The sequence below is a fragment of the Anaerotruncus massiliensis (ex Togo et al. 2026) genome (assembly GCF_900199635.1).
GTDB lineage: Bacteria > Bacillota > Clostridia > Oscillospirales > Ruminococcaceae > Anaerotruncus > Anaerotruncus massiliensis.
The window spans coordinates 1,812,756-1,837,690 of record NZ_LT962687.1; the positions used below are offsets into that span (position 1 = coordinate 1,812,756).

At 65.6% G+C, this 24,935-nt stretch carries 25 protein-coding genes; 2 read left to right on the forward strand and 23 right to left on the reverse strand.

The window, feature by feature from the left end:
• Nucleotides 1-80: 80 nt before the first annotated feature.
• From C1A13_RS09000 to C1A13_RS09100, 22 genes are all read right to left on the reverse strand, one after another.
• The gene (locus C1A13_RS09000) at nt 81-1,367 is read right to left on the reverse strand and encodes an aminotransferase class I/II-fold pyridoxal phosphate-dependent enzyme (protein WP_101551214.1); all 1,287 of its coding nucleotides are present in this window, start codon (nt 1,365-1,367) and stop codon (nt 81-83) included.
• A gap of 341 nt (nt 1,368-1,708) precedes the next feature.
• Nucleotides 1,709-3,103 (reverse strand): asparagine--tRNA ligase, encoded by a 1,395-nt coding sequence (gene asnS / locus C1A13_RS09005; protein ID WP_101551216.1) that lies wholly within the window; start codon nt 3,101-3,103, stop codon nt 1,709-1,711.
• A 95-nt stretch (nt 3,104-3,198) separates the two neighbouring features.
• The gene (locus C1A13_RS09010) at nt 3,199-3,975 is read right to left on the reverse strand and encodes a 4Fe-4S binding protein (RefSeq protein ID WP_101551218.1); all 777 of its coding nucleotides are present in this window, start codon (nt 3,973-3,975) and stop codon (nt 3,199-3,201) included.
• Nucleotides 3,976-3,995: 20 nt separating this feature from the next.
• Complete coding sequence (locus C1A13_RS09015; RefSeq protein ID WP_101551220.1) at nt 3,996-4,187, reverse strand: hypothetical protein; 192 nt, start codon at nt 4,185-4,187, stop codon at nt 3,996-3,998.
• A 136-nt stretch (nt 4,188-4,323) separates the two neighbouring features.
• Complete coding sequence (gene crcB, locus C1A13_RS09020; protein ID WP_101551223.1) at nt 4,324-4,701, reverse strand: fluoride efflux transporter CrcB; 378 nt, start codon at nt 4,699-4,701, stop codon at nt 4,324-4,326.
• A 207-nt stretch (nt 4,702-4,908) separates the two neighbouring features.
• Nucleotides 4,909-5,250 (reverse strand): histidine triad nucleotide-binding protein, encoded by a 342-nt coding sequence (locus C1A13_RS09025; protein WP_101551225.1) that lies wholly within the window; start codon nt 5,248-5,250, stop codon nt 4,909-4,911.
• 30 nt (nt 5,251-5,280) lie between these two features.
• Nucleotides 5,281-7,920: an alanine--tRNA ligase gene (gene alaS / locus C1A13_RS09030; RefSeq protein WP_101551227.1), complete on the reverse strand. Its 2,640-nt coding sequence runs from the start codon at nt 7,918-7,920 to the stop codon at nt 5,281-5,283.
• A gap of 332 nt (nt 7,921-8,252) precedes the next feature.
• A complete protein-coding gene (locus tag C1A13_RS09035; protein ID WP_146021710.1) occupies nt 8,253-8,813 on the reverse strand; it encodes a hypothetical protein in 561 nt (186 codons plus the stop codon).
• 21 nt (nt 8,814-8,834) lie between these two features.
• Nucleotides 8,835-9,977 carry a DUF6070 family protein gene (locus tag C1A13_RS09040; protein ID WP_146021711.1) on the reverse strand — a complete coding sequence of 381 codons (1,143 nt, stop codon included), beginning with the start codon at nt 9,975-9,977 and terminating at the stop codon, nt 8,835-8,837.
• Between the two features lie 103 nt (nt 9,978-10,080).
• Entirely contained in the window at nt 10,081-10,638 is a 558-nt protein-coding gene (locus C1A13_RS09045) for a biotin transporter BioY (protein ID WP_101551233.1), read from the reverse strand.
• Nucleotides 10,639-10,654: 16 nt separating this feature from the next.
• Nucleotides 10,655-12,316, reverse strand: a complete 1,662-nt coding sequence (locus C1A13_RS09050; protein WP_101551235.1) for a DAK2 domain-containing protein — start codon at nt 12,314-12,316, stop codon at nt 10,655-10,657.
• A 36-nt stretch (nt 12,317-12,352) separates the two neighbouring features.
• Nucleotides 12,353-12,709 carry an Asp23/Gls24 family envelope stress response protein gene (locus C1A13_RS09055; RefSeq protein ID WP_101551237.1) on the reverse strand — a complete coding sequence of 119 codons (357 nt, stop codon included), beginning with the start codon at nt 12,707-12,709 and terminating at the stop codon, nt 12,353-12,355.
• 60 nt (nt 12,710-12,769) lie between these two features.
• Nucleotides 12,770-14,314, reverse strand: coding sequence for an ABC transporter substrate-binding protein (locus tag C1A13_RS09060; protein WP_172439231.1), 1,545 nt, complete (start codon nt 14,312-14,314; stop codon nt 12,770-12,772).
• Between the two features lie 189 nt (nt 14,315-14,503).
• Complete coding sequence (locus C1A13_RS09065) at nt 14,504-15,274, reverse strand: TIGR00282 family metallophosphoesterase (RefSeq protein WP_101551241.1); 771 nt, start codon at nt 15,272-15,274, stop codon at nt 14,504-14,506.
• A 63-nt stretch (nt 15,275-15,337) separates the two neighbouring features.
• Nucleotides 15,338-16,060: an amino acid ABC transporter ATP-binding protein gene (locus C1A13_RS09070; protein ID WP_101551244.1), complete on the reverse strand. Its 723-nt coding sequence runs from the start codon at nt 16,058-16,060 to the stop codon at nt 15,338-15,340.
• Entirely contained in the window at nt 16,047-16,712 is a 666-nt protein-coding gene (locus C1A13_RS09075; RefSeq protein ID WP_101551246.1) for an amino acid ABC transporter permease, read from the reverse strand. Before C1A13_RS09075 ends, C1A13_RS09070 begins: the two co-directional genes overlap by 14 nt.
• Nucleotides 16,713-16,787: 75 nt before the next feature.
• The gene (locus tag C1A13_RS09080) at nt 16,788-17,564 is read right to left on the reverse strand and encodes a transporter substrate-binding domain-containing protein (protein WP_101551248.1); all 777 of its coding nucleotides are present in this window, start codon (nt 17,562-17,564) and stop codon (nt 16,788-16,790) included.
• Between the two features lie 139 nt (nt 17,565-17,703).
• The gene (locus C1A13_RS09085; protein WP_172439232.1) at nt 17,704-18,591 is read right to left on the reverse strand and encodes an RluA family pseudouridine synthase; all 888 of its coding nucleotides are present in this window, start codon (nt 18,589-18,591) and stop codon (nt 17,704-17,706) included.
• Nucleotides 18,575-18,739: a hypothetical protein gene (locus tag C1A13_RS14900; RefSeq protein WP_158595529.1), complete on the reverse strand. Its 165-nt coding sequence runs from the start codon at nt 18,737-18,739 to the stop codon at nt 18,575-18,577. The genes C1A13_RS09085 and C1A13_RS14900 overlap by 17 nt, the downstream gene beginning before the upstream one ends.
• Complete coding sequence (locus C1A13_RS09090) at nt 18,726-19,286, reverse strand: GNAT family N-acetyltransferase (RefSeq protein WP_101551252.1); 561 nt, start codon at nt 19,284-19,286, stop codon at nt 18,726-18,728. The genes C1A13_RS14900 and C1A13_RS09090 overlap by 14 nt, the downstream gene beginning before the upstream one ends.
• Nucleotides 19,287-19,355: 69 nt before the next feature.
• On the reverse strand, nt 19,356-19,559 hold the full coding sequence (gene rpmE, locus C1A13_RS09095; RefSeq protein WP_101551254.1) for a 50S ribosomal protein L31: 204 nt from the start codon (nt 19,557-19,559) through the stop codon (nt 19,356-19,358).
• Between the two features lie 135 nt (nt 19,560-19,694).
• Nucleotides 19,695-21,404, reverse strand: coding sequence for a phospho-sugar mutase (locus C1A13_RS09100; protein ID WP_101551256.1), 1,710 nt, complete (start codon nt 21,402-21,404; stop codon nt 19,695-19,697).
• A 432-nt stretch (nt 21,405-21,836) separates the two neighbouring features.
• On the opposite strand from C1A13_RS09100, the gene C1A13_RS09105 reads away from it, so the two are divergent.
• The gene (locus C1A13_RS09105) at nt 21,837-22,406 is read left to right on the forward strand and encodes a manganese efflux pump MntP (RefSeq protein ID WP_101551257.1); all 570 of its coding nucleotides are present in this window, start codon (nt 21,837-21,839) and stop codon (nt 22,404-22,406) included.
• Nucleotides 22,407-22,515: 109 nt separating this feature from the next.
• Entirely contained in the window at nt 22,516-24,054 is a 1,539-nt protein-coding gene (locus tag C1A13_RS09110; protein WP_101551259.1) for a YifB family Mg chelatase-like AAA ATPase, read from the forward strand.
• A 53-nt stretch (nt 24,055-24,107) separates the two neighbouring features.
• On the opposite strand, the gene C1A13_RS09115 is transcribed toward C1A13_RS09110, so the two are convergent.
• Entirely contained in the window at nt 24,108-24,932 is an 825-nt protein-coding gene (locus tag C1A13_RS09115) for an HAD family hydrolase (RefSeq protein WP_172439233.1), read from the reverse strand.
• Nucleotides 24,933-24,935: the final 3 nt, after the last annotated feature.

Below are 24,935 nucleotides of genomic sequence, written 5' to 3' on the forward strand. Positions count from 1 at the left end.
TGATGCAATGTGATTAGTATAACACAGGGCGGGCAATTGAAACAATTGCCCGCCCGCATTTTCTGTAAATTTTTCCCCTTTTACGCGGCCAGCAGCTTTTCCACCGCCGCGAGCTGCACGCTGATGCAGAGCAGCTCGACCGCCTGTTCGAGCTCGGGGACGGTCGGGTAGGTCGGCGCGACGCGGATGTTGCGGTCGCGCGGGTCCTTCTTGTAGGGATAGGTGGCGCCCGCGCCCGTCAGCACGACCCCCGCCTCCTTGCAGAGCCGGACCACCCGCCTGGCGCAGCCGTCCATCACGTCGAGCGAGATGAAATAGCCGCCGTTGGGGGCGAGCCATTCGGCGATCCCCTTGCCCGCGAGCTCCCGGTCGAATGCGTCGAGCACCGCCGCAAACTTGGGCCGCAGGAGCTCCGCCTGCTTATCCATGTGGCGCATGACGCCGTCGAGGTCCCCGAAGTACCGCGCGTGGCGCAGCATGTTGAGCTTGTCAAAGCCGATCGTCTGGAAGGAGAGCAGCTCCTTCATCCGCTTCATGACGGCCTCCGAGCAGGCGAACACCGCGATGCCCGCGCCCGCATAGGAGATTTTCGAGGTGGAGGCGAAGATCATGACCCGGTCGGGATCGCCCGCCTTCTTGCACTCGTCGAGAATGTTGAGCAGCGTGTCGCGGCGGTCGGGATAGAGGTCGTGGACCGCGTAGGCGTTATCCCACATGATCATGAAATCGTCCGCGGCGGTCTTCATCCGCGCGAACCGGCGCACCGTCTCGTCGGAATAGGTGATGCCCTGCGGGTTGGAGTACTTCGGCACGCACCAGATGCCCTTGATCGACGGGTCGGAGCCCACCAGGCGCTCGACCGTGTCCATGTCCGGGCCGTCGGGGGTCATCTCGATGGGAACCATTTCGATGCCGTAGAGCTCGGTAATTGCAAAATGGCGGTCGTAGCCGGGCGCCGGGCAGAGAAATTTCACCTTGTCGAGATAGCGCCACGGCTTCGCGCCCGGGCGCACGCCGAGCAGCATCATCTTGCCGATCGCGTCGTACATGACCGACAGGCTTGAGTTGCCGCAGACGAAAAGCTCCTCCGGCGCGACGCCGAGCATGTCGCAGAAAATCTTCTTGCACTCGGGGATGCCGTCGAAATCGCCGTAGTTGCGGCAGTCCGCCCCGTCCTCCGCCCTGGTGGACGACTGGGAGGTCACCGTGTCAAGCAGCCCGGAAACCAGGTCGAACTGGTCGGCGGCCGGCTTGCCGCGCGACATGTCGAGCCTCAGCCCCTTCGCCTTGAACGCCTCGTACCGCCCGAGCAGCTCCCCGTGCAGCGCCTCGAGCTCCTCACGGGAAAGCTCCGCATATCCTGACATCACCGCTACCTCCTGCGCCTCGCGGGAAACCCCGCGTTCATTTGCCATCATTGTCAAAACACCCGCCTATATCATATGTAATGGAAAGTTTGTCATACGCCCGCGCGGCTTTCCCGCCGTTTGGACCCTACGCTATAGTATATGCCAATTTCGCCCGTTTTGCAAGATGAATTTTTGAATCCTGCAAAATTCATGATTCCGCACCAAAACAGGCCCCCGTAAACAGGGGAAATCTGGTCGATCGGCACAGGATTTTCCGGATAAGCTGCATCGTTTCCCGCACCCGGGCGCAGAAAAAATCCGCCGCGGGCCAGTGCCCGCGGCGGATCCGTGTTCTTTTTTTAATACTCCGCCGAACCGGTCGTGCGCGGGAAGGGCAGCACGTCGCGGATGTTGGAAACGCCGGTGATGTACATGATGAGCCGGTCGAAGCCGAGGCCGTAGCCCGCGTGCTTCGTGCCGCCGAACCGGCGCAGGTCGAGGTACCAGTGGTAGTCCTCCTCGCGCAGGTCGAGCTCCTTCATGCGGGAAAGCAGCACGTCGAGCCGCTCCTCACGCTGGCTGCCGCCGATGATCTCCCCGATGCCCGGCACCAGCAGGTCGACCGCCGCGACCGTCTTGCCGTCGTCGTTGAGGCGCATGTAGAACGCCTTGATCTCCTTGGGGTAGTCGGTGACGAACACCGGGCGCTTCATGACCTCCTCCGTGAGGTAGCGCTCGTGCTCGGTTTGCAGGTCGCAGCCCCAGTAGACGGGGTACTGGAAGCGGTCCTTGACCTTTTCCAGCAGCGCGATCGCCTCGGTGTAGGTGACGCGGCCAAAATCGGACGACACGATTCCCTCCAGACGCTCGATGAGGCCCTTGTCGTAGAAGCTGTTGAAGAACGCCATCTCCTGCGGGCACTGCTCCAGCACGTAGGACAGGACGTATTTGATCATCTCCTCCTCGAGCTGCATGTTGTCCTCGAGGTCGGCAAACGCGATCTCCGGCTCGATCATCCAGAACTCCGCCGCGTGGCGGGGGGTGTTGGAATTCTCGGCGCGGAAGGTCGGGCCGAAGGTGTAGATCTTGCCGAACGCCATCGCCATGCACTCGCCCTCAAGCTGGCCGGAGACGGTCAGGCTCGTCTGCTTGCCGAAGAAGTCCTGCGAGTAGTCGACCTTGCCGTCCTCGGTGAGGGGCGGGTCCTTCGGGTCGAGGGTGGTCACGCGGAACATCTCCCCCGCGCCCTCGCAGTCGCTGCCGGTGATCAGGGGGGTGTGCGCGTAGACGAAGCCGCGCTCGTTGAAGAATTTATGGATTGCGAACGCCGCCACCGAACGCACCCGGAACACCGCCTCAAAGGTGTTGGTGCGGGGGCGCAGATGGGCGATCGAGCGGAGGAATTCGAGCGAATGGCGCTTCTTCTGGAGCGGATAGTCGGGCGTGGAAAGGCCCTCAACCTCCACCGATTCCGCGTGGATCTCCAGCGGCTGCTTGGCCTCGGGAGTCAGCACCACCCGCCCGTGCACGGTGATCGCGCTGCCCACATTGAGCTTCACGATCTCGGAGAAGTTCGAAAGGGTCCCCTGCTCGAGGATGACCTGCAAATTCTTGAAGGCGGAGCCGTCGTTGAGTTCGATAAAGCCGATCGCCTTGGAATCGCGGATGGTGCGTACCCAGCCGCAGACGGTCGTCTCTGCGCCGTCGAAATCCTGCGGCGCGGAGAAGAGCTGTTTGATCTCTGTCCGTTTCACAATACTACCTCTTTCCAGATGATATTCACTCCACTAATATACCACAGGATGCCCCGGATTTGCAATAAAAAACCAATCAAACGGAACCGTCCCGTTCAGAGGACCCACTCGGGTTCCCGGCGCAGGCTGTTTTTCTTCGCGAACGGCTTTTCCGCCACCGACAGCATGAGGCCGTTCACCCTGCGCGCCCCCGCCGGGCAGACCTTGACGCACCGCATGCAGGAGATGCAGCGGCTGTTGTCCGTTTTGGAGGGGTCGTCCGCCGGGATCGCCCCGGCGGGGCAGTTTTCGGCGCAGACGCCGCATTTCATGCACTTTCTGTCCGCCTGGGGCTTGAGCGGCACGCCGGAAAATTCCCGGTAGGGCCGGTTCCCCTTGACGGCAAGCGGGCCGAACTCCCCCGCCCCCGCCGCCCGGGCGAGCTTCTCCCTCGCCAGCCCGGCGAACGTCCGGACCGCCTCCAAATCCGCCGCGTCGGGACGGCCGCGCGCGACCGAATGGAAGATCGAGTGCTCGGCGAGGAAGGCCCCCGCCCCCGCCGGGCGAAAGCCATTTTCCTCCGCGAGGTCGCAGAGCTCGAGCAGCGCGTCATCGTAGTCCCGGTTACCATAAACCGCGACGAGCAGCGCGGGGGTATCGGTCCCCTTCATCCGCGCGAACCGCTTCGCCGCAGGCGCGGGAATCCGCCCGCCGTAGACCGGCGCGGCGAAGAGGACGAGCTCGTCCGGGCCGAAGCGCTCCTCCTCCGCGTCCGCGCAGGTCAGGTCGACGATGTGCGCGCCGGGCAGAAGCGCCTCCGCCAGCGGCTTCGCGACCGCCGCCGTCGTGCCCGTGGGACTGAAAATGAACGCCGTCAATTTGGTGATCTCCATAGTAGGTACCTCCACTTTCTTTACGGTCTTAGCGGTTCCTCCGCCCTTTCCAGTTCCTCTACGCCGAACGCGATCATGCTGACGATTACGCGGTTGACGCTCACGTTCTCCCGCCATGCGATGCGTTCCACTGCCTCGATAAGCCGCTCCGGCAGATAGATCGACCGGTAGACCGACGGGTCCCTCCGCACACCACGAATCTCCAACGGCACGGCAACCACCTCTTCACGCATTGTGCTATCAGGATAGCACAATTGCCAATGATATGTCGTCGGTATTCCGTTGGGTTTTCGATGTTTCTGCAAACAGAGGTTGCGTTTGGAACGGCAACCGCCGCTTCGTTTCTCTTTACGCCGCCCGCGCCGCGCAGAGCTTCCCCGCCGCCGCGCCCGCGAGGCAGAAAACCACGCTCAGCAGGACGTTCGCCGCCGCCATCCACGGCCGGCCCGCCTGGAAGAGGTTCACCGTCTCAAGGCTGAAGGTGGAAAAGGTCGTGAAGCCGCCCATAACGCCCGTCGTCAAGAAGAGGCGCAGCCGGTTCCGGTCGGGGCAGGCACGCGCGAGCAGCTCCGACAGGAACCCGATCAGGAACGCCCCGGCCAAATTGACCGCGAAGGTCCCCAGCGGGAAGCCCCGGGTATCGAGCCGCCCCGCCGCCAGCGAGACGAGGTAGCGCGCCGACGCGCCCAGAAAGCCGCCGCAGCCGACGGCCAGAAGATTTCCCATGCCGCTCCTTCCTTCCTCGAAAAAATAGACGCACGCGCACCTGCCCTCCATTCGGAGGGCAGGTGCGCGCAAAGGGCGCCCCGCCGGGGTGGGGCACACGGGGAGGGGCGGCCCGCCCCTCCCCGTGAGGCGCATCGAGCGGGCGTCGCGCGAAGCGGTCCCGCGAGCGGGGGCGCTTTGGTCGGGACGCCAAAGCGCCATGCGCCTTTAACCCGGAGGCCAGGTCATATCGCGGCCCGCCAGCACGTGGAAATGCAGGTGGCCGACCGTCTGGCCAGCCTTGGGGCCGCAGTTGGTGACGACGCGGTAGTCGTCGCCCGCGCCGAGCTCGGCGGCGACCTTCGCGATCACCGCGAAGATGTGCCCGACGAGGGGCGCGTTCTCCTCGGTGATCCGGTTCGCGCCGGTGATGTGCTCCTTGGGAATCACGAGGAAGTGCACCGGCGCCTTGGGGTCGATGTCGTGGAACGCGTAGCAGCGCTCATCCTCATAGATTTTCCTGCTGGGGATTTCGCCCGCGATGATCTTGCAGAAGATGCAGTCGCTCATGGTATGCCCTCCTTCCCGTATGGTGCGTGTTTATTCGACCAGCCTGCTCACGATGGAGGTCAGCTGGGCCATCGCCTCGTCGACGCGGAAGATCTCCGACGTGCCGCCCTGCGCGCTGTCGGGACGGCCGCCGCCGCTGCCGCCGCAGAGGGCGGCGAGGTCCTTGACGATCTTGCCGGCGTGCGCGCCCTTCTCGACCGCCTGCTTACCGCAGACTACGAGAATGGACGCCTTGCCGTCGTTGGTGGTGGAGAAGGCGCAGACAATGTCGGAGAACTTCTCGCGCACCCGGTCGCCCATCGTGCGCAGCGCCTCGATCTTCGCGCCGGTCATCGCGACCGACGCGACCCGCACGCCGCCGACGATCTGGGAGTTTTCCAGCACGTTGCCGAGCTGCGCCTCCGCCAGCTTGCCTTCCGCGCCCTCCAGCTTGCGGCGCAGCTCCTTCATTTCGCCGTTCAGCGCCTCGACGCGCGCCGGCAGCTCGGCAGGGCTCGCCTTGACGGCCGCCGCCGCCTGCTCGAGCAGCGCCTCCTGCTCGCTAAAATAGCGCAGCAGGTTCTTGCCGGTGACCGCCTCGATGCGGCGTACGCCCGCCGCGACCGACGACTCCTTCACGATCTTGAAGAGCCCGACCAGCGCGGTGTTCTCCAGATGGGTGCCGCCGCAGAACTCGGTCGATTCGCCCGGAATGTCGCACACGCGCACAACGTCGCCGTATTTTTCCCCGAAGAGCGCCATCGCGCCCAGCTTCTTGGCCTCCTCGATCGGCATTTCGTCGACGTGCACGTCGACCGCCGCGAGGATCATCCGGTTGACGATCTCCTCCACCCGCTTGAGCTCCTCCGGCGTAACCGCCGAGAAGTGGCTGAAGTCGAACCGGCAGACGCTGTCGTCATAGAAGGCGCCCGCCTGGTGCACGTGGTCGCCCAGCACCTGCCGCAGCGCCGCCTGAAGCAGGTGGCAGGCGGTGTGGTTGCGCATGATGTCGCGGCGGCGGTCGGTGTTGATGGCCGCCGTCACCCGGTCGCCCACGGCGAGGGTCCCGACCGTCAGTTCGCCCACATGGACGAAATGCCCGCCCTTGGACTTTTTGCAGTCGTAGACGTTGAAGGCGTTCCCGCCAGCCTTGATAAAGCCGCTGTCGCCCGCCTGGCCACCGCTCTCGGCGTAGAAGGGGGTCACGTCGAGGACGACCGAGCCCATTTCGCCGTCGTGCAGCTCGTCGACGCGCCGGTTGTCCTTCACAAGCGCGACGATTCTCGCCTCGGCGGTGTTCTCGGTGTAGCCGACAAATTTCCCCGGCGCGCCGAGGTCCGCGAGCACATCCTCCTCCCAGCCGAGATCGCCCAGCGCGGCGCGCGCCTCGCGGGCGCGCTGCTTCTGCGCCTGCATCTGGCGGTCGAACTCCGCCTCGTCCAGCTCGATGTGCCGCTCGGAAAGGATCTCGCGGATGAGGTCGACCGGGAAGCCGTAGGTGTCGTAGAGCTTGAAGGCGTCCGCGCCCTTCATGACCTTCCGGTCCATCTGGGAATCGATCCTGTCGATGAAGCTGCCGAGCAGCTCCATGCCCTGGTCGATCGTGCGGGCGAAACGCTCCTCCTCGACCTTGATGACCTTGACGATGTAGTCCTTGTGCTCGACCAGCTCGGGATAGGCGTTCGCGTTCTCCCCGATGACCGTTTCGCAGACCTTGTAGAGGAAGGGCTCGTTGATGCCGAGCAGGCGGCCGTGGCGCGCCGCGCGGCGCAGCAGACGGCGCAGCACATAGCCGCGGCCCTCGTTCTGCGGGAGGATGCCGTCGCTCACCATAAAGGTGGTGGAACGGATGTGGTCGGTGATGACGCGCAGCGACACGTCGGTTTTGGCGTCCTTGTGGTACTCGACGTCCGCGATGCGCGCGACGTGCTTTAAGATATTCTGCACCGTGTCGACCTCGAAGAGGTTGTCCACCCCCTGCATGATGCAGGCGAGGCGCTCGAGGCCCATGCCGGTGTCGATGTTCGGGTGCTCCATCTTCTCATAGTGGCCCTCGCCGTCGCCGTTGAACTGGGAGAAGACGAGGTTCCAGAACTCGACGTAGCGGTCGCAGTCGCAGCCGGGGGCGCAGTCGGGCTTGCCGCAGCCGTACTGCTCGCCGCGGTCGAAATAGATCTCCGAGCAGGGGCCGCAGGGACCGGAGCCGATCTCCCAGAAGTTGTCCTCCTTGCCCAGCCGCACGATGCGCGCCGGGTCGACGCCGACCTCCTTGGTCCAGATCTCCTCCGCCTCGTCGTCGTCCAGGTAGACCGACACCCAGATGCGGTCGACCGGTAGGTCGAGCTCCTTGGTGATGAACTCCCACGCCCACGCGCACGCCTCGTGCTTGAAGTAGTCGCCGAAGGAGAAGTTGCCCAGCATCTCGAAATAGGTGCCGTGGCGGGAGGTCTTGCCGACATTCTCGATGTCGGGGGTGCGGATGCACTTCTGGCAAGTCGTCACCCGGTGGCGCGGCGGCTCCTCAATGCCGAGGAACCACTTTTTCATCGGGGCCATGCCCGAGTTGATGAGCAGTAGGCTCGCCTCGTCGGCGGACGGCATCAGCGGGAAGCTCGGCAGCCGCAGATGCCCCTTGCTCTCAAAAAAGCTGAGGAATTTTTCACGCAGTTCGTTGAGTCCGGTCCATTCCATTGTTTTCAATCGCTCCTTTAACCTTTTCCGGCGGAAATACAAAAAGATGCTCCTCGCCCCAAAAGTTGGGACGAAAAGCATCTGCCTTCCGCGGTACCACCCAAATTGCGCGGGAAACCCCCGCGCCGCTCGCTGCGGTTAACGCCCGCCTGCGTCCGGCTCGTCGCCGGAAGGCTCCGGGGCGGCGCCCGCCTCTTCCGCGGCGCGCTCCCACCAGCCGCGCGCCTCTCTGTGCCGGAATCCACGGATTGACCCCATCTTCGCCGTTATCTCTTTGTAGTATACCCTCCCGCGCGCCCGATGTCAACCGCAAAAACGCACGGGAAGCGGGTTTACGCGGCCTGCCCGCGCGGGGCGGGGCCCGGCGGCTCCTCCGCGAGCGCGGCCGAGGCGGCGATCGCGTCGAACCCGGCGTGCTCCGCCTCGAAGGCCGCCGCCGGGCAGGTCATCACCGCCACCGCGAACCGCCCCGAGTAGCCGGAAAATTCGATCAGCGTGAAATAGTAGGCGGTTCCTCCCGCCTCTAACAGCACCGACGTAAAGGAGTGTCCCCCGTCGGCGCGCTCCTCCTTTCCGCCCGGCTCCCCCGCGTCCTCCAGCCGGGCGCAAAAGTCCTCCACGTGGAAGTCGAGTGCCTCGGACGGCTCGAACGGCATTGCCGCGCCCTCGCGCGTGTAGGAGAACACGCCCGCCGAGAGCTCCCGCGCCTCGTCGCGGCAGACGAGGTCGAAGGCGCGGCTTTCGGCGTCCGCCGTCCAGCCCGCCGGGAACGTGAAGGTCATCCGCCCGTCCTCCGTGGCGAAAAGCGCGCTCCCCGCGTCCGCGGGCTGTGCGGCGCAGCCGCAGCAGACCAGCAGGGCCGCCAGCGCGGCCATTCCCCGTCTCCTGTTCATCCGTATCCTCCAAACCGTCGTCTATCCCCCGGCGCCCGGCTCCACCCGGTTGCCGAGATAGTTCCAGCTTCCGTCCTCTCCGGGCAGGACGGTCAGGTAATACCGTCCCGACCAGTCGTCCGGGCGAACCCAGTCGACCCGCAGCGTCATGCTGCCGTCGGGGTGATCGGTTTTATCCGTCACTTCCAGGTCCCCGCCCACAAAGGTGCCGCTTCCCTGGAAATACTGCATCCGGTAGGTCTGTGTGTCCGGGCGGTAGTTGGGCAGCGCCCGCAGTTCCTCCGCGGTGACCGGGAAATATCCCGTCAGCAGCCCTTCCACGTCGGCGGCGGGCACCTCGTAGGTGTCATAGGCGTCCTCCACCGCTTCATAGGTATCGGAAAGCTCCTTCCCTACGCCGCTCGAGAGCGAGACGAACACGAATTCCCACCACACGTCGCCGTGGTTTTCCGCGTCCCAGTCGCGCGTCAGCACGTTGCTGTGGTCCCCGGCGACGGGCATGACGTATTTTTCGCAGAGACCCCAAAGCTCCTTCGGCAGCGGGACGATCCGCTCCTGCTCCGGGAGCTCGTCCGGGGAACGGCTCCATTCGATCCAGCCGTCCTCCCGGAATTTGACGCCGGACAGCGTCTCCACCGTCGTGGAATCCGCCGAGGGCGACGGGTCCCCGAATTTCCAGCACCGGTATTCCCGGGAGAGCGTCCCGTCCGCCGCCGTCATCCGGTACTGCGCGGCCTCTTCGGCGCCGACCCAGTACCAGGCGGTTTCGGCGTCCTCGCCGCGCCGGAAGGCCTCGCAGAACTCCGCAATTGCCTGCCAGCCCTCGATCCCGCGCTCGCTGTTCCCGTAGTCCCACAGCTTCGCGGGGACGCCCAGCGCCGTTACCGCCGTGAGCAGCCGTTCCCGTTCCGCCTCGGGGAACGCCGCGATTACCTCCCCGTACTCCGCCGTAATCTCCCGGGCGGCCGGAGCGGCGGCCTCCACCACTCGGGCGAACTCCTCATCCACGGCGGGCGCTTCCTCCGTGGGAACGCTCACGGATTCCGGAGCGGCGGGCGGCACGGAGGATTCCGGCGCGGCGGGCGCGGGAGCCTTCCCGCAGGACGCCAGCATCAGGCAGCAGAGCAGCGCGCACACCGCGCGCAGGGATTTTCCATTCATCATCATCCTTCGCCTCCATACCATACCAAACCATCCGCGGCGGAAGAACGGGACAAAACTGCAGAAAACGGGGCGGGCGTTCCGCCCGCCCCGGATGGGCTTTCGTTTATATGCCAGTCCCGAGCAGCCGCGCCTTACCGAGCGCGCGGGAAAGCGCGCTGGCGAGCGCCGCGGAAAGCAGGATCTTGACGGCGTCCATCGGAACGAAGGGCGCCACACAGGCCACCAGCGAGGCGGCGAGCCCGGTGTTCGACACAAACATGAACCACGCGGTTCCCACCGCGTAGCAGAGTGCAAGCGCCATCGTCATCGCGGCGCAGTATTTGAAGAAGCCGCGCCCCCAGCGGCGCGTGACGGCCGAAACCGTCAGCGCCATGAGCGGATAGACGAAGAGGTAGCCCCCCGTGGGCCCGGCGAGCTTGTGCAGGCCGCCGGAGAAGTAGGAGAAGACCGGCGCGCCGGCCGCGCCGGCCAGCAGGTAGGCGAGCTGGGAAAAGAAGGCCGTCCGCGGATCGAGCAGCGCCCCGCACAGGTAGATCGCGATCATCGCGCAGGAGAAGGGCACCGGCGTGAAGCCGAGCGGGAAAATGATCTGGGAGGCCACGGCGGTGATTGCCGCGAACATCGCGGCGAGCACCATCCGGGTGACTTTCTGATGCCGCATCACGAACGCCCCCGGGTCATTCGACCGAGATGATGAAGTAGTAAACCGGCTGCCCGCCCTTGATGAGCGCGACCTCGACGTCGTCGGGCAGCTTGTCGGCCACCGCCTCGCGCACGCTCTCGGCCAGCCCGTCCTCGATCTCCTCGCCGTAGAGCAGCGTCACGAAGCTGCTGTCCCGGTGGGTGAGGGCCTTGGCCAGCCGCACGACCGCGCGGGTGAGGTCCTTCTCGGTGAAGGCGAGCCTGCCGTTTTCCAGCGCGAGCAGTTCGCCCTCCTTAATCTTGTGGCCGTCGAAGTCGCTGTCCCGCGCCGCGAAGGTCACCTGGCCGGTCCCGACCCGCTCGAACGCCTTCTGCATCGCGAGCTGGTTGGCCGTCGCGTCGGCGTCGGGGTCGAAGGCGAGCATCGCCGACAGGCCCTGCGGGATCGTGCGGGTCTGGAGCACCACCACCCTGCGGTCGGCCAGCTTGGTCGCCTGCTCGGCGGCCATGATGATGTTCTTGTTGTTGGGCAGCACGAAGACCGTCTTGGCCGGGGTCGCGTGCACCGCCGAGAGGATGTCGTCAGTAGACGGATTCATCGTCTGGCCGCCGCTCACGATGTTGTCGACGCCGAGGTCCTCGAAGAGCTTCTGCACCCCTTCGCCCGCGGCGACCGCAACAAAGCCGTATTCGCGCGACGGGTCGACAGCCGCGTATTTGAAGCCGGCGTCGCTCTCCGGCTCCACGATGCTCGCCTTCTGCGCCTCGTACTGCTCGCGCATGTTCTCGATCTTGAGGCTGGTCAGCTGTGCGCCGTTGGCGCCCGCCTTTTCGAGCGCCTGGCCGGGATGGTCGGTGTGCACGTGGCATTTGATGATGTCGTCGTCGTCGACCACCACCACGCAGTCGCCGATCGATTCGAGGAACTCGCGCAGATCCTGCGGGTCGATCGAGTTTTCCGTCTTTTTGACGAGGAACTCGGTGCAGTAGGTGTGGGTGATCTCCCCCACGTATTCGCCCGCCGCGTTGCGGTCGGGATGGATCGAATCGCCGTCGGCCGGCTTCTCCTCGCCCGGCTCGACGCCCGGGCGGCCGTGGAAGACCTCGGCCATGCCCTCGAAGACGACGATTAGCCCCTGCCCTCCCGCGTCGACGACGCCGGCCTTTTTGAGCACCGGCAGCAGCTCGGGGGTCTCGGCAAGCGCCTCCCTGCCGGCCTCGAGGATGACGTCCCAGATCTCCTCGGTGGTGGTGTCGGCGTGGAGCTCCTCGCGCGCCCTCATCGCGGCGACGCGCGCCACGGTAAGGATGGTGCCCTCGGTGGGCTTCATGACCGCCTTATAGGCCGATTCCACGCCCTTTTCCAGCGCGCGCACGATGTGCTCGGCGTCCGCCTCGGTCTCGTTTTTGAGCCCGCGGGAGAAGCCGCGGAAGAGCAGCGAAAGGATGACGCCCGAGTTGCCGCGCGCGCCGCGCAGCAGCGCCGAGGCGCACACGTCCGCCACGCGGGAAACGGTCGCGTCGTCGGGGATCCGCTTGAGCTCCCGCCTGGCCGCCGAGGCGGACATCGACATATTGGTTCCCGTATCGCCGTCCGGCACCGGGAAGACGTTGAGCGCGTCGACCGCCTGCCGCTGGTTGGAAATGTTGTTTGCTCCCGAGATAAACGCATCCCTGAGCATCCGTCCTGTAATCACGATCTTATGACCCCCATCTCAGAAGTTTTGCATCCGTTATGCGTTCTCGGTTTTCATCGCGTCGACAAAGACGTTGACCTTTGCCACCTCGAGCCCGGTGGCCTGCTCCACCGTATAGCGCACCCGGTTGACGATGCTGCGGGTGACCGCCGCGATATTCATGCCGTAGATGACCACGATGTGCAGGTCGACGATGAGCCCGCCGCCCGAGGTGCGCACGCGCACCCCCTCGTCGGGGGTCTTTTTGCCGCGGATGGCGGCGCGCAGCCCCTGCGCGGGGGAACTGACCATGCCCACGACGCCGAAGCACTCGGACGCCGCCTTCCCGACCAGGTTGGAAAAATACTCCTGGGAGATCTCCACCGTGCCGTATTGGTTCTCGATGCTGATCAAAACGTAAAACCTCCATTCTATCTGCCAGCGCAATGTTACGAAATCACGCGGGGTAAAGTTCTACCATTCCATTATATTATAGAAAATATCCTGCTCCGTTGCAAGGATTTCCGCCTGGAAGGCCCGTTCGAACGAGACCGCCCCCTGCCGGAAGACGAGCGGGATGAAGGGCGTCTGGGCGGAGAACGCCTCGCAGAGCGTCCCCACGCCGGTCCCCGTCGCGCGGTAGGCGCGCGCCAGGTCGCTCAGGTACTCGCTGTAGGGGGCCGCGTAGCCGAGGGCCCCGCCGTTTAAGAGCAGGGAAAAATCCATGTTGTCCATCAGCCGCGTCTCGCCGATATAGAGATCGTAGTTGTAGCCGGCGAGGCTCGACTGGTACTGGGAAAACGACTGGGACACGACCTCCACCCTGATCCCCAGCCGCGCGAGCTGCTCGGCGATCAGCGCGGCCGCCGCGGTGCGCGCGGCGTTCTCGCTGTTGACGAGCAGGCGCAGGGTGACGGGCGCGCCGTAGCGCAGCCGCCAGCCGTCGTCGTCCTTCTGCCGCAGCCCGAGTTCATCGAGCAGCTCCCCGGCCCTGGTCAGGTCGCGCGGCGCGGAGAGCTCGATCGACTCCATGCGGTAGAAATCGGGGTTCAGCGGGTACATCGTCGCCCGCGCGCGGGAGACGTACGCCTTCTGCACCAGCTCGTCGCGGTTGACCGCCAGCGAGAGCGCCTGCCGGAAGGTCGGCTCCGCCAGTAGGCCGCGGCTCCCGTTGATCCCGACATAGACGAGGTTGTTGAGGGATACGGGCGCGCTCTGGGCGGAGAGGTTCGAGAGCTCGGGGTCGCTCAGGTCGGAGTAGACGAGGTCCACATCCCCCGTACGCAGGCTGAAGCCGAGCGCGCCCGGGTCGGACACCCCCACCAGCAGTACCTTTTTGATGCTGCCCGCCTCCTGCCAGTAGAGGGGGTTCTGCTCGAGGACGACCCCCTGCCGCCAGGTGCCCGAGACGTAATACTTGCTGACGCCGACGGGAAAGTCCTCCCCCGCCGTGCCCTCCTTGACGATTGGGAAGGAGAGCAGCGCGGGGAAATCCGCGTCGGCGGAATAGAGCCGGAAGACGACGTCGCCGTCGCTGTTGACTGAGCAGCCCGACACGTTCTGAAGCATCTGCTTCCAGTTGGAGTCGGAGGCGACCGCAGTCGTGAACGAGTAGATGACGTCCTTGCCGTCCAGGCGGGTGCCGTCCCAGAAGAGCGCATCCCCGCGCAGCTTCACGACGTACTGCTTGCCGTCCGTCTGCGTGATCTCCCGCGCCAGCAGGTTTTCCGGCCGCCAGGTCTTGTCGGGCCGGGTGAGGCTGTCGTAGAGCAGCGGAACGAGCTGCCGGTTGAGCTGGGAGGTCATCGTATAGGGGTTGAGGGAATCCGAGGGGTCGTAGGCCACGCGCACCTCGCCTTCGACGGGCGCGGCGGATTCCTCCGCCTCCGTCGCGGACGGGGCGGACTCCTGCAGTTGGCCCGTAATATCCACCTGCTGCTGGTCGCTCAAATCGACGGGGGCGCAGCCGCCCAAAAGGACCGCCAGCGCCGCCAGCAGCGCATAAAACCGTTTTTTCATCCCGCACTCCCATGCCATCGTCCCGGCGGCCTGCGGCCGCCCAACGGATTCCGCTTCATGTAAATCCTAAATATTATACCCCATAGGCCGTATAATTTCAACGCAGCTTTGTGAACATTCGTAAAAAACGAAAAATCCCCCGCGGCCGGCAGGGCCGCGGGGGATTTTTATCCGGTTTTCCATTCTTCGTCAGGGGACCCGGACCCGTTCGATCCGCTCGACCTTCCCGGGCGTCTTCCCGAACACGAGCAGCACGCCGCACAGTTCGATCTGTTCCGGGTCGTTCTGGAAGCGCACCGGCAGCCCGGTGCGCAGCCGTTCGATCGCCCGTTCCTTCTCCACCCCAAGGATCGAGTCCCTCCCGCCGCACATCCCCGCGTCGGTGATGTAGGCGGTCCCCCGCGGCAGCAGGCGCTCGTCGGCGGTCTGCACATGGGTGTGGGTGCCGATCACCGCCGACACCCGGCCGTCGAGGTAGTGGCCGAGCGCGAGCATCTCCGCCGTCGCCTCCGCGTGGAAATCCACGAGGATGTTGGGGCAATCGATTTGGGAGAGCAGCGCGTCCGCCGTGTCGAAGGGACTTGCGAGCGGCGGGTCCATATAGACGCGCCCCTGCAGGTTCACCACCGCGAGCGGGAAGGCGGGATTGTCGTGGAGGAACCAGCCCTTCCCCGGCGCGGACGGATGGAAATTCGCGGGGCGCACGATGCCGTTCCCCTCCTCGAGCAGGTCGTAGACGTCGCGGCGGCGCAGCGCGTGGTTGCCCGTCGTGAGCACGTCCACCCCGCTCGCGAAGAGATGCTGCGCGCTGTAGGGGGTGATCCCGTTGCCCTCGGCGGAATTTTCCCCGTTGGCGACCACGATCCCGGCGGACAGCTCTTTTTTCAGCCGCGGCAGCTCGCGGCGGACCTTTTCACAGCCCGCCTGGCCCACCACGTCCCCCAAAAACAGTACGTTCATAGTGCCTCCATCCGGCGAAAATTCCGCAGGGGCGCGCGGCGCCCCTGCGGTCAGTCGGCAATCCTATAGAATCTTGGACAAAAAGTCCCTTGTGCGCGGGTTCTGCGGGTTCGCGAAGAACTCCTTGGGCGTGTTCTGCTCGAGGATCTGCCCCTCGTCCATGAAGAGCACGCGGGTCCCCACCTCGCGCGCGAAGCCCATCTCGTGGGTGACGACGACCATCGTCATCCCCTCCTCCGCGAGCTGGATCATCAAATCGAGCACCTCGCCGACCATCTCGGGGTCGAGGGCGGAGGTCGGCTCGTCGAAGAGCATCACGTCGGGGTTCATCGCCAGCGCCCGCACGATCGCGATCCGCTGTTGCTGGCCGCCCGAAAGCTGGCTCGGATAGGCGTTAGCCTTTTCCGCCAGCCCGATGCGGTTCAAAAGCTGCATCGCCTTCTCGTCCGCCTCGGCGGGGGTCATGATCTTGAGCTTGGTGGGCGCCAGGGTGATGTTCTCCTTGACCGACAGGTGCGCGAAGAGGTTGAACTGCTGGAACACCATGCCCATCTTCTGGCGCAGGCGGTTGATGTTGCACTTGGGGTCGCAGATGTTGATCCCCTCGAACCAGATCTCGCCCCCCGACGGCTCCTCGAGCCGGTTGAGGCAGCGCAGGAAGGTGGATTTGCCCGAACCGGACGGCCCGACGACCACCACCTTTTCTCCCTTGGCGATCGTCTCGTTGATGCCGCGGAGCACCTCGAGACCCTTGAAGGACTTGCGGAGATTTTTAACCTCGATCACTGCGCGCCAGCCTCCTTTCCAGCCGTGCGAAGAGGCTCGACAGCCCCAGCGTCAGGCAGAGATAGATCACCGCCGCGGAGAGCAGCGGCACCCACGCGTTGAAGGTCGCGTTGCGGATCATGTCGCTGGCCTTGGTCAGGTCCATGAGCGCGATGTAGCTGGCGACCGCCGTCTCCTTGATGAGCACGACGAACTCGTTGGTGTAGGTGGGGAGCACCGCCTTGACCGCCTGCGGGATGACGATCGACCACATGGTCTGCGCCCTGCCCAGCCCGAGCGACCGCCCGGCCTCCGTCTGCCCGAGCGGGACTCCCTGGATGCCCGCGCGGAAGATCTCCGCGCAGTAGGCGCCCGAGTTCACGCCGAAGCTGACGATCGCGATCGCGAGCTTCGGCATGCCGGTGGGGGCGAAGATGATGAAGTTGAAGATCATCAGCTGGGTCACCATCGGGATCCCGCGGATGACCGTGATGTAGCCCCTGGCGATGCCGCCGAGGACCCGGTTGCCCGACACCCGCATGAGCGCCATGGCGGCGCCGATCAGGGTGCCGATCACGATCGCGCCCAGCGCGATGATGATCGTGTTGCCCAGGCCCTCGAGGATCAGCTTCCAGCGGTCCATGGCAATCAGGTTTTGATAGATCGCATGCATTGGCGTTCCTCCCTAAACAGGAGCGGGGCGGGGCCGAAAGGCCCCACCCGGCATCCCCGTATCGATTCTTACTGCTTATTTGCGGACGATGACGACCTGCTTGGAGGAGTAGTAGGGCTCGGAGAAGTCGACGCTCTGGCGGCGCTCCTCGGTGGCGGTCATGCCGGCGGCGACAAAGTCGATCGTGCCGGTGTCAAGCGCGGAAAGCAGGCTGTCGAACGCCATGTCCTCGACCTGGAGCTTCCTGCCCATGTCCTTAGCCACGTTCTGCGCCATCGAGATGTCGAAGCCGACGATCTCGGAGCCCTCGGCGTACTCAAAGGGCTTGAAGGCCGCGTTGGTGCCCATCTTGATCACGTCGCCCGTGGTCTCAAGCGCCTCGGGGACCTTGATCGCTTCCTCGCCCTCGGCGGGCATGAAGGCGTTCACGAGCGCCTCATAGGAGCCGTCGCCCTGCATCCGGGCGATCGTCGCGTTGATCGCGTCGAGCAGCTCGGTGTTGCCCTTCTTGACGGCGATCGCGTACTCCTCGGGCTCGAGGTTGAAGTCGATGATCGTCAGGTCGTCGTTCTGCGCGACGATCGATTTGGCCGGGAGCTCGTCGAGCATGACCGCGTCGAGCTTGCCGTTCTTGAGGTCGAGCGCCGCGTCCATGCCGGACTTGTAGCTGCCGAGCTGGGCGTCGGTGACGTTTTCCTGCACGTAGATTTCGCCGGTGGTTCCCGCCTGGACGCCGATCTTCTTGCCGTTCAGGTCCTCGACAGAGTTGATGGCGACCTGCGCCTTTTTGCCGCACGCCGCGAGGGAAAGCACCATCAGGGCCGCGAGGGCCAGAGCCATTACCTTTTTCATTTTCCGTTCCTCCCAATCTGATCCCGCGTATGTCACGCGGGCGCTGTTCTGTATATCGTGTTATAATTATACATCTGTTCCCCTATTTTGCAAGGGGTTTTTTCAAGAAATATGCACTCTCCGCAATTTTCATACATATTCACCATGTTTGCACACAATCGGGCGCCAACTTTTGCATATCTTTTGGGACGGGCGCGCGCACGGTGAGCGAAACGCCGCTCACCGGATGGGTGAAGGAGACGCCCGCGCAGTGCAGCGCGTGCCGCCCGATAAGCGCCCGGTCCCCGCCGTAGAGGGCGTCCCCGAGCAGCGGGCAGCCGATGTGGGCCATGTGCACACGGATCTGGTGGGTGCGCCCTGTCCCGAGGGTGCAGCGCACGAGGCTGTAGCCGGGAAACGCCGCGAGCGTCTCATAGTGCGTCACGGCGGGCTTGCCGTCCGGCGTGACCCGGCGGCGCGGGTCCGCCCGGTCGGGCTGCCCGACCGGCGCGTCGACCGTCCCCGCCCGGGGCTCCGGCGCGCCCGTCACGAGCGCGAGGTAGGTCTTCTCCACCTGCCCGGTGAGCGCGGCGGCCGCAAACGCGTTCTTCGCGATCACCACCGCGCCCGACGTGTCCCGGTCGAGCCGGCCCATCAGCCGGCAGACCGCCTCCTGCCCCCGCGCGCGGCAGTCGCGCGCGAAGACGTTGGCGAGCGTCCCGCTCTGCATGCCGCGCACCGGGTGGCAGGCCATCCCGGCGGGCTTGTCATAGACGGCGATATCGTCGTCCTCATAGAGGAGCGGCACGGACGGCGTGCCGTCCGGTTCCGCCCCGCCCATGCCGTCGCGCAGCGTGATCGCCAGCCGGTCGCCCGCCCGCAGGCGGTCGATCGTGCGGGCGCGCGCGCCGTTCAAGAGGATGCCGTCCTCCTTCGTTTTGAGGGAGCGCACGAGCGTATAGGAGCACCCCGCCTCCCCGCGCAGGAAGTGGACGACCTTGCGCCCGTCATAGGCGGGCGGCACGGTGAATTCAAGCCTCCGCGTCATCGTCCCCGGCGTCCCGGCCGGTCCCGGTGTAAATGGTGTTGTCATTGCCGCAGACAATGCCCGCCTTGATCGGCGCGATCAGAAAGCCGATCACCATGCCGATGCATAAAAATACAGACGCCCACAAGAATTTCTCAGATTTCCGCATAAATATTCCCTCTTTCCCGCTTCATCGATTCGTAGCGTTCCTTTGTGATCCGGTAGATGAGATGGGGCATTTCCCTCCCGCGGTAGATCTTCACGAACGCCCCCGCCTCCTCCATGCCGAGCGCGGCCGCGACCCGGCGGGAGGCGGCGTTTTCCGGGCGGATGTCGGCGGCCGCCTCGGGCGCGCCGAGCGCCTCGAGGACATGCCGCACACAGGCGGCCGCGCCCTCGCGGGCGAAGCCCTCCCCCCAGCGGTCCCGGCGGAGGATATAGCCGACGCTCCACGCCTCGCGGTCCCCCATCGGTTCCCACACCGGGCCGATCGTGCCGACAAAGTCCCCCGACGCGCGCTCGATTGCCGCGAGGTGGCCCGCGCCCTCCCGCGCATAACGCGCCCGGCTTCGGGTGATCCAGTCCCGCACCTCGGCGTCGCCGAAGCCGTGCTCCCACGCGTACATCACCCGCGGATCGCCGAGGATTTTTTGCAGCGCGGAAAAGTCGGCCTGCTCCAGCGGGCGCAGGAGCAGGCGCCTGGTTTCGATCCGCATCAGCCGCGCCTCCTTCCGGATACAAAAAACGCAGCCGCGGTTTCCGCGGCTGCGCACTTTGCAGCAAACTTACTTGTCCATGCCAAAACGCTTTTTGAACCTGTCAACGCGTCCGCCCGTATCGACCAGCTTCTGACGGCCGGTGAAGAAAGGATGGCACTTGGAGCAGATTTCAACGCGGATGTTCTCCCTCGTCGAGCGCGTATGGATCACTTCGCCGCAGGCGCAGGTGATCGTCGTATCCACATACTTGGGATGGATTCCCTCTTTCATTTGTTTCACCTCTTTCTGACATCGGAGATAGATGCCATAAATGCAACATTAAAACTATACCACACGTCTCTCGCGATTGCAAGCGGTTTTTTACGGAAACCGCAGGATTTTGCGTATTTTCCCTATTTTGCCCGCTCAGACGCCCATGATGCGCTTGACGTCCGCGCCCATCGCGGCGGCGCGCGCGTCGATTTCGGCCATGTCCCTGCCGACGACCGACAGGTAGAGCTTGATCTTCGGCTCGGTGCCCGAGGGGCGCACGATGGCGGTGCAGCCGTCGGCGAGCGCGTATTCGAGCACGTTCGATTTCGGCAGGTCGATCGGAGCGGTCTTCCCGCCGCAGATGGAAACGGAGCGCTCGTAGTCGCTCACGCAGGTGACCTTCTGCCCGGCAATCTCGGCGGGCGGGTTCTCCCGCAGCTTCTCCATCATGCCGGCCATGATCTTCATGCCCTCGGCGCCCTCGAACTGGAAGTTGGAGACGCTCTCGCGGCAGATGCCGAACCGTTTGTAGAGGTCGCCGAGCGCGTCGACGAGGCTCATGCCCCTCTGCTTATACCAGGAGGCCATCTCGACGATGAGCATCGAGCCGACGACCGCGTCCTTGTCGCGGACGTAGGTGCCCGACAGGTAGCCGTAGCTCTCCTCGAAACCGAAGAGGAACCGCTCGGGATGTCCGGCGGATTCAAGCAGCGCGATCTGCTCGCCGATGTACTTGAAGCCGGTCAGCACGCTGCGCACCTCGACGCCGTAGGCCTTGCCGATCATCTGGGTGAGCTTGGTGGAGACGATCGTCGTCACCGCGACGGGGTCCCTGGGCATCGTGCCGTTTTCGGTGCGGCAGCGGCAGATGTAGTCGAAGAGCAGCGCGCCCACATGGTTTCCGGTGAGCAGGGTGTAGTCCTCCCCCTCCTTCACCGCGATGCCGACCCGGTCGCAGTCGGGGTCGGTGGCGAGCATGAGGTCCGCGCCCGTTTCGCGCGCGAGCTCGAGCCCCTTGGCGAGCGCCTCTTTGATCTCAGGGTTCGGGAAGGGGCAGGTCGGGAAGTTGCCGTCGGGGTGCTCCTGCTCGGGCACGACGGTCACGTCCCGCGCGCCGATCGCGGCGAGCACGCGGCGCACCGGCTTGTTGCCCGCGCCGTTGAGGGGGGAATAGACGAGCCTGAGGCCCGCTTTTTCGCAGACGCCCGGATTGACCTGCTGGGCAAGGACGTTGTCGATAAAGCGGTCGACGACCTCCTCGGGGATGTAGGAGACGATCCCGGAGGCGAGCGCGTCCTCGAACTTCATCGTCTTCGCGCCGGTGAGCACGTCGAGGCTGTTGATCTCTTTGAGGACGGCGTCGGCGGCGTTCTCGGTCATCTGGCAGCCGTCGCTGCCGTAGACCTTGTAGCCGTTATATTTGGCGGGGTTGTGGGAGGCGGTGACCATGATGCCCGCGTCGCAGCGAAGCTCGCGGGTCGCGAAGGAGAGCGCCGGGACGGGCATCAGCTCCCGGTAGATCGACACCCGGACGCCGTTGGCGGCCAGCACCCCCGCCGCTTCCCGTGAGAAGAGGTCGGATTTGATGCGGCTGTCGTAGGAGATCGCGACGTGCGGCTCCTCCGACTGGGCGAGCAGGTAGTTGGCGAGACCCTGAGTCGCGCGGCGGATGGTATAGATGTTCATGCGGTTGTTGCCCGCGCCGATCACCCCGCGCAGCCCCGCGGTTCCAAAGGCGAGGTCGCGGTAAAAACGGTCGAGGATTTCGGCGTCCCGCCCCTTGATCGACCGAAGCTCCGCGGTCAGGTCGGGGTCCTCGAGGGACGCGGCCAGCCAGCGCTCATACAGCTCGTTATGGTTCATATAACTTCCTCCCGTCACATATATACTTTCATGGGGATTGTTCATTTTCCTGTTATCATGATACCCGTACAGGCTGTCAAAGTCAACCGATTACTGGGGAGAAATGGAAGCGTCCGGAAAAATTCTCCCGAAACGCCGCCCGGCTCTTGCATCGGGCGGACGGGCATGTTATACTGGGCTAAGATTTCCGCATGGGGGAGTAGTTTGCGCGCATTCCGGCGCGTGGCAAGTCAACATAATGGCCTCACGGCCTGGCTTGCCTGAAAGAACAAGACTCATGGACGGGCCCGAAGAGCCATGTCCGTGGGTCTTTCGTTTTGCCGGGGCGGGCGCGCCCCCACGGAAGCCGCGCTCCGTCCGGGGGCGGCCGCGGGCCCCGGGGCGCGAACGCATCCGGGTTACTGTAACAACATGGCAAGGGGGATTCTTCCTATGGGAACGCCGACACTTTTTCTGATCGCGCTGGGGCTGTCGATGGACGCCTTCGCGGTATCCATCTCCAACGGCATGTGCTACCGGGGCTTCGGCCGGAAGCAGGCGGCGGCCGCCGCCTTTTCCTTCGGCCTCTTCCAGATGCTCATGCCGATCATCGGCTATCTCGCCGGGCGGACCTTCAGCGACGCGATCTCCGCCGCCGACCACTGGATCGCTCTTCTGCTGCTCGGGTTCATCGGGGGGAAGATGGTCTTCGACGGCGTCCGTGAGCTGCGCCATCCCGAGGGCTGCTCCCCCGACCATCTCTTCACCTTCAAGGTCCTCGCCGTGCAGGCGGTGGCCACGAGCATCGACGCGCTCGCCGTCGGGGTCGGGTTCGCGGTCATGCAGGTCAACATCGTCACGGCCGCGGCCTTCATCGGCGTGGTGACCTTCCTCTGCTGTATCGTCGGCTCCATGCTCGGCAGGCAGTTCGGGCTGCTGCTCGGCAGCCGCGCGCAGGTGCTCGGCGGGGTCATCCTCGTGGGCATCGGGCTGAAAATCTTTGTCGAGCACATGTTCGGCTGATCAAATACGCGCCCTGTTTTCGACCTGTTTCGACAAAATTTGCCGAAACAGGTCGATTTTGCTTTCCGGATATGGTATCCTTTTCCTATCAGAGGGGAGGAACGCCGCCATGCTGTCCACGATCCAGAGCCTGGGAATCCTGGGAATCGATCCCTATCCCGTCACCGTCGAGGTGAACGTCGCCCGGGCGATGCCCGCCTTCGACATCGTCGGCCTGCCCGACGCGGCGGTGCGCGAATCGCGCGAGCGGGTGCGTTCCGTCCTCTCCAACTGCGGCTATCCCTTCCCCGACGGACGCATCGTCGTCAACCTGGCGCCCGCCGACGTAAAGAAGGCGGGCTCCCTCTACGACCTGCCCATCCTCGTCGGGCTGCTCGCCGCGCAGGGGCTCCTGCCCGAAAACGCCCCGCTTGCGGATTCCGCCTTCATCGGCGAGGTCTCCCTCTCGGGCGGGCTGCGCCGGGTGTGCGGGGTGCTGCCCATGCTGCTCGGCGCGGCCGGGACGGGGATGCGCCGCGCCTTCATCCCCGCCGCCAACGCCGCCGAGGCGTCGGCCGTGCGGGGGATCGAGGTCTTCCCGGTCGGCTCGGTCGGAGAGCTCGTCTCCCACCTGCGCGGGGAATGCGCCCTCCCGCCAGCCGGGACGGCCCGCTTTGACGGCGGGCCGCAGCCGCCCCTGCCCGACTTCGCCGACGTGAAGGGGCAGGGCCCCGCCAAACGGGCGCTCGAGGTCGCGGCGGCGGGCGGACACAACCTGCTGATGATCGGCGCGCCCGGCACCGGCAAGAGCATGCTCGCCAAGCGCCTGCCCTCCATCCTGCCCGACATGACCGAGGAGGAGTCGATCGAGACGACGAAGATCTATTCCGCCTGCGGGATGCTCGCGCCCGACCTGCCGCTCATCCGGACACGGCCCTTCCGGGCGCCGCACCACACCGTCTCACCCGCGGGGCTCTGCGGGGGCGGCCCGGTGCCCCGGCCGGGCGAGGTATCCCTCGCCCACAACGGCGTCCTCTTTCTCGACGAGCTGCCCGAGTTCCAGCGGCAGGCGATGGAGGCCCTGCGCCAACCGCTGGAGGACGGCGTCCTCACGATCGCGCGGGCGGGCGCGCGGCTGAGCTATCCCAGCCGTTTCATGCTCGTGGCCGCGATGAATCCCTGCCCCTGCGGCTATTTCGGCCACCCCACCCGGCGCTGCTCCTGCCCGCCCTCCCGCGTGTCCTCCTATCTGGGGCGGGTGTCGGGGCCGCTGCTCGACCGCATCGACCTGAACGTCGAGGTCTCCCCCGTCACCTACGCCCAGCTGTCCGCGCGGCGGGACGCGGAGGAATCCTCCGCCGCGGTCCGCCTCCGCGTGCAGGCGGCGCGCGAACGCCAAAACGCCCGCTATGCCGGGACCGGCGTCTCCTGCAACGCCCGGCTCGACCCGTCGATGCTCGCCGAAGCCTGCCCGCTCGACCCCGAGGCGGAGCGGATGCTCGGGCTGGTGTTTGAAAAGCTCGGCCTCTCGGGGCGCGCCTACGACCGCATCCTCAAGGTGGCGCGCACGATCGCCGATCTCGGCGGGAGCGAACGCATCCGCGCGCCCCACCTCTCCGAGGCGGTGCAGTACCGCTCCCTCGACCGCAAATACTGGAACCGCGGATAATTTCAAAACGCGCACGCCCCCGCCCCGGAAACTCCGGGACGGGGGCGCGTTTTTTACCCCACCGGGAAGAGGGCCCTGAGCGCGTGCGCGAGCGGGTCCCGCCCGCAGCGCGCGGTCACGCGCGCGCCCGGCAGCCTGCCCGAGATCGCCGAGCCCTCCGGCACGAAGGGATGCCCGCAGATTTCCAGCATGGAAAGGTCGTTTTCCTCGTCCCCCAGCGCGAGGGTCCCCGCGAGGGAAAACCCCTCCCGGCGGCAGTATTCCCGCAGGGCCGCGCCCTTGGAAACGCCCGCGCCGCAGAGGTCGACGCAGCTTCCGCTCGACGAGACCAGCCGCACCCCCTCCATCCGGCCGGCGAGCGCCCGCAGCGCCTCCGCCGCCTCGGATGGAACCCCCGGGAGCAGCAGGTCTGCGATCTCCCGCCCGCCGAAGTCCGCGCTGTCCCGGCAGTAAACCGGCTTATGGCGGAAACGGGACCCGCACCGCGAAAAATGCACTTCGTAAAAATTTCCCGCCTCCCACGCGCCGGCCAGCAGGATCGCGTCGGCGGCATAGGCCGCGTAGGGCGCGCCGAGCCGGTCGAGCAGGCGGCAGGCCCGGTAGGCTTCCTCCCCGGGCATGTATTCGACCGCACGGTAGGCCCCGGCCGCAAAATCATAGACCGCCGCGCCGTTCATGCAGATGGCGGCGGGATGGCATCCCGCGAGACGGACCGGCCACTCCGCGATGTGGGGATGCCGCCCCGTGACGGCGATGACCCGGATCCCTGCGGCGGACAGCGCGCGGACGGCGGCGCGGTCCGCCTCCCCCGGCAATCCGTCGGGGCCGAGCAGCGTCCCGTCCAGGTCGGCCGCGACACATTCGAGTCCGCCGAACACCCC